This is a genomic window from Nocardioides sp. (genome assembly GCF_031422975.1).
GTDB lineage: Bacteria > Actinomycetota > Actinomycetes > Propionibacteriales > Nocardioidaceae > Nocardioides.
The window spans coordinates 1-4,469 of record NZ_JANPEO010000399.1; the positions used below are offsets into that span (position 1 = coordinate 1).

Consider the following 4,469-nt stretch of genomic DNA (forward strand, 5'->3'; position numbering starts at 1 on the left):
GATGATGCCGACGTCGTAGCCGTGGATCTTCGCGAAGACCGTCACCAGCGTCTCGCCGTAGAGCTTCTTGAACTCGTGCATCCGGCTGCCGTCGACGATGCGACGGATGACCTCGCGGACGTCGTAGGGCGTGCGGGTGTCCGTGGGCACGACGTCGTAGAGGGACTCCGGGGGCTCGTGCGGCTCCTCGACCTCAACCGGTTCGCGCGCGTGCTTGGGGAGTGTGGCGACGATGCTGCGCACGATCCGCAGCGCGTGCGCGTCGTCGTCGGCGAGGTGGTCGACGACGCCGGAGGTGCGGGCGTGGACATCGCCGCCACCGAGGTCCTCGGCCGTCACGACCTCGCCGGTCGCCGCCTTCACCAGCGGCGGGCCGCCGAGGAAGATCGTGCCCTGGTTCTTCACGATCACCGACTCGTCGCTCATCGCCGGGACGTAGGCGCCGCCGGCGGTGCACGAGCCCATGACGCTGGCGATCTGCGGGATGCCGCGCCCGCTCAGGTTGGCCTGGTTGAAGAAGATCCGGCCGAAGTGCTCGCGGTCGGGGAAGACGTCGTCCTGCATCGGCAAGAACGCGCCGCCGGAGTCGACGAGGTAGATGCAGGGCAGGTTGTTGTCGCTCGCGACCATCTGGGCGCGCAGGTGCTTCTTGACCGTCATCGGGTAGTACGTGCCGCCCTTGACGGTGGCGTCGTTGGCGACGATCACCACCTCGCGGCCCTCGACGCGTCCGATGCCGGTCACGATCCCGGCGGCAGGCACCGCGTTGTCCTGGCCGGGAGCGCCGTACATGCCGGTCGCGGCCAGGGGACTCAGCTCGAGGAACGGGCTGCCCGGGTCGAGCAGCCGGTCGATCCGGTCGCGGACCAGCAGCTTGCCGCGCCCCGAGTGCTTGGCACGTGCACTCTCCGAGCCGCCCTGACGCACCAGCGCCAGGCGCGCGCGCAGGTCGTCGACCAGGTCGCGCATGGTGGGAGTGCTGGATTCGGGGGTCACCACGGCAGGTTAGCGATCGTTAACCTGTCGCGTCCAGTGCCGAGTCGGCGCTAATGCACGGCCGAGTCGGGTGGTTGGCGCCGACTCGGGGGTTAGCGGGCGCTAACCTCAAGCCGTGAGCAGCAGGCGCGAGCAGATCCTCGACATCGCTGCCGAACTGTTCGCGCGCCGAGGCTTCCACGGGGTCTCGGTGGCCGAGCTCGGCGCGGCGTGCGGCATCTCCGGGCCGGCGCTCTACAAGCACTTCCCGAGCAAGGACGCGGTGCTCGCCGAGATGTTGGTCTCGATCAGCGAGCGCTTGCTGGCCGGAGGCACGGCCCGCGCCCAGGCCTCACCGGACACGCTGTCCGCGATCGAGGCGCTGGTCGAGTGGCACATCGAGTTCTCGTTGGCGCACCGCGCGCTCATCGTCGTCCAGGACCGGGACTGGTCGTCGTTGCCGCCGGAGGCTCGCGAGCGCGTTCGGGACCTGCAGCGGGCCTACGTCGACGTGTGGGCCGCGCAGCTCAGGCGTGTGCACAGGGGTCTGCGCACCGATCGGGCGAGGGCGATGGCCCACGCCGCGTTCGGACTGCTCAACTCCACTCCGCACAGCGGGCTGCTCCCGGACGGTCAGATGCACGACCTTCTGCGCAGCATGGCCTTGGGTGCACTGCTGCCCCCGGAGCCTCGATAACCAGCCATTAGGCTCGGCCGCATGAAGCTCAGCGCGAATCTCGAAGCGGCGTTCAACGCCCAGATCACCCTGGAGTTCCAGGCCTCCCTCGTCTACCGCCAGCTCGCCATCGAGCTCGAGCTGAGGGACCTGCCCGGGATGGCTGCCTGGCTGCGCCACCAGGCCGACGAGGAGATCGTCCACGCCAACAAGTTCATCGACCACGTGGCCGACCGTGACAACCACCCGCTCATCGGTGGCACCACGGCGCCCGAGGTGACGGTGACGTCCGTGCTCGACGCGTTCGAGGCGGCGCTCGCGCACGAGGAGAAGGTCTCGGCCTCCATCCGCGACCTCTACCGCTCCGCCGAGTCGGAGGGCGACCTCGACTCCCGCCCCCTGCTCAACTGGTTCCTCGCCGAGCAGATCGAGGAAGAGTCGACCGTCAACGAGATCATCGGCCGCGTCAGGATGATCAACGACGACGGGCCCGGCCTGCTGCGCCTCGACGAGGAGCTCGGCTCCCGCCCGGTCGCGACCACGGAGCCCCCAGCCTGAGACCGGCCTGAGACCCGGCCGGGTACACCTACTCGGCCAGCAGCTGCGCGAGCTCGCGGGCCGCTCGGAGTGCGGCCTCCTCGGCGATGGCGAGATCGTCGACGGGGTCGTCGGCGGCATCGTCCGAGCGGTGGTCGAGGACGCTCGGACCGTTGGCTCCGCCCGCAGCGTCTGGGGATGGCGGGCGTGCCCGGCTCAGTGTGTGCAGCCGCGCCAGCACCTCGTCGCGGGCCAGACCGCGAAGCTGGAAGAGCACGAACGGGTCGCGCTGGATCAGCCAGGCGAGCTGCGTGAGCACGGCCAGCGCGTGCGGGCAGGGGTCCAGCCAGGTCTCGCACGTGCAGGCCGACCCCAGCTCACCGCCGTACGGCAACAGCTCGACCCCAGCCTCCTCGACCGACTCCACGAACTGGTGGGGCAGGTCGCCCGACATCAGCGCGCCGATCCGCCCGGACTCCGCCGCGATGAGCTCGACGAGCACCGACAGGTCGCCGGCGGCCAGCGTCGGCACGCTCCCGGTCACCGTGTAGGCGTCGCCCCCGTCGAGCACGGCGGCCATGAACGAGCCGCTCGCGACCGTGATCGCGCCGACGTCACCGGCGCGCGCGTGCGCGCGACCGCGCTTGAGCTCGGCCGTGGCGAAGGCAGCCTCCTCGACCGCCCGGAGGAACGCCTTGCTCCACCAGGTGCTCGGGGCACCGCCACGGCGCGGCGCGAAGCGCGGATGCGTCACCCCGCCGACGAGCTCGGCCATCAGTCGGACCCGTCCGCGTCATCGTCGGGCGAACGCCGCAGGGTGACGAGGTCGCGCAGGTCGTCGTTGCTCAGCTCGGTCAACGCGGTCTCGCCGCCGGACAGCACCGAGTCGGCCAGCGACTTCTTGCGGGCGAGCAGCTCGGCGATCTTCTCCTCGATCGTGCCCTGGGTGATGAAGCGGTGCACCTGCACCGGCTTGGTCTGGCCGATGCGGTAGGCGCGGTCGGTCGCCTGGTCCTCGACGGCCGGGTTCCACCAGCGGTCCACGTGGATCACGTGATCGGCCCGGGTGAGGTTGAGCCCGGTGCCGCCGGCCTTGAGCGACAGCAGGAACACCGGGGTGTCGCCCTGCTGGAAGCGCGCGACCATCCGCTCCCGCTCGCCGACGGGCGTGCCGCCGTGGAGGAACTGGTGCGTGACCCCGGCCTTGGTGAGGTGCTGCTCGAGCAGTCGCGCCATGGCGACGTACTGGGTGAACAGCAGGACCGCGCCGTCCTCGGCGAGCACCGTGCCGATCAGCTCGTCGAGCAGGTCGAGCTTCTCCGAGCGGCCGGCGAGCCTGGGATTGGTCTGCTTGAGGAAGTGGGCCGGATGGTTGCAGATCTGCTTGAGCCCCGTGAGCAGCTTGAGCACGAGGCCGCGACGGGTGTCCTCGTCGGCCTCCTTGATCCGACGCATGCAGTCGCGGACGTAGGTCTCGTAGAGCACGACCTGCTCGCGGGTGAGGCCGAGCCAGTGATCGGTCTCGGTCTTCGGCGGCAGCTCCGGCGCAATGCCCGGGTCGGACTTGCGCCGGCGCATCAGGAACGGCCCGATCAGGTCCGCGAACCGCCTGGTGACGGCAGGGTCGACGCCCGCCTCGATCGGCGCCGCCCACACCTTGCGGAACGCGTTGCGACTCCCGAGCAGCCCGGGGATCGCCCAGTCGAGGATCGCCCACAGCTCGGTCAGGTTGTTCTCGACCGGCGTGCCGGTCAGCGCCACCCGCGCCGCGCTCGGGATCGTCCGGAGGGCCCGCGACGTGGAGGACTGGGCGTTCTTCACGTGCTGCGCCTCATCGGCGACCACCAGGTCCCACCCGACCGTCGCCAGTGCCGCCGCGTCACGGCGCATCGTGCCGTACGTCGTGAGCACGAACCCTGAGTGCACGTCCGCGAGGCTCCGGGTCGAGCCGTGGAAGCGGCGTACGGCGACGCCCGGCGCGAACCGCCGGATCTCGGCCTCCCAGTTGCCGAGGAGGGACGCCGGACAGACCACGAGCGTCGGCCCCCCGACGTCGTCGCCCCGTGAGGCGCGATGCAGGTGGAGCGCGATCACCTGCACCGTCTTCCCGAGCCCCATGTCGTCGGCAAGACACGCGCCGAGCCCGAGGTCGGTGAGCTCGACCAGCCAGGTCAGCCCGTGCCGCTGGTAGTCGCGGAGGGTGGCGGCGAGTGCGGGGGGCACGTCGACGGGCGGGCGCGTCCCGGCAGCCTGCAGCCGGTCGCGGACCCTGAGCAGGGAG

General features: G+C 70.8%; 5 protein-coding genes. 2 read left to right on the forward strand and 3 right to left on the reverse strand.

The annotated features are described in order from the left end of the window. Positions 1-969, reverse strand: a 969-nt coding sequence (locus RMO85_RS12035; RefSeq protein WP_310528970.1) for a carboxyl transferase domain-containing protein, incomplete at its 3' end; no start/stop codon positions are given. A 142-nt stretch (positions 970-1,111) separates the two neighbouring features. Between RMO85_RS12035 and RMO85_RS12040 the strand changes: the two genes are divergently transcribed. Both RMO85_RS12040 and RMO85_RS12045 read left to right on the forward strand, forming a co-directional pair. Beyond that, positions 1,112-1,672, forward strand: coding sequence for a TetR/AcrR family transcriptional regulator (locus RMO85_RS12040; RefSeq protein ID WP_310528966.1), 561 nt, complete (start codon positions 1,112-1,114; stop codon positions 1,670-1,672). A gap of 21 nt (positions 1,673-1,693) precedes the next feature. Further along, positions 1,694-2,209 carry a ferritin gene (locus RMO85_RS12045; RefSeq protein ID WP_310528967.1) on the forward strand — a complete coding sequence of 172 codons (516 nt, stop codon included), beginning with the start codon at positions 1,694-1,696 and terminating at the stop codon, positions 2,207-2,209. A gap of 28 nt (positions 2,210-2,237) precedes the next feature. On the opposite strand, the gene RMO85_RS12050 is transcribed toward RMO85_RS12045, so the two are convergent. Both RMO85_RS12050 and RMO85_RS12055 read right to left on the reverse strand, forming a co-directional pair. Continuing rightward, a complete protein-coding gene (locus tag RMO85_RS12050; RefSeq protein ID WP_310528968.1) occupies positions 2,238-2,963 on the reverse strand; it encodes a hypothetical protein in 726 nt (241 codons plus the stop codon). Then, a partial coding sequence (locus RMO85_RS12055; RefSeq protein ID WP_310528969.1) for a DEAD/DEAH box helicase occupies positions 2,963-4,469 on the reverse strand: 1,507 nt, incomplete at its 5' end. The genes RMO85_RS12050 and RMO85_RS12055, both read right to left, overlap by 1 nt.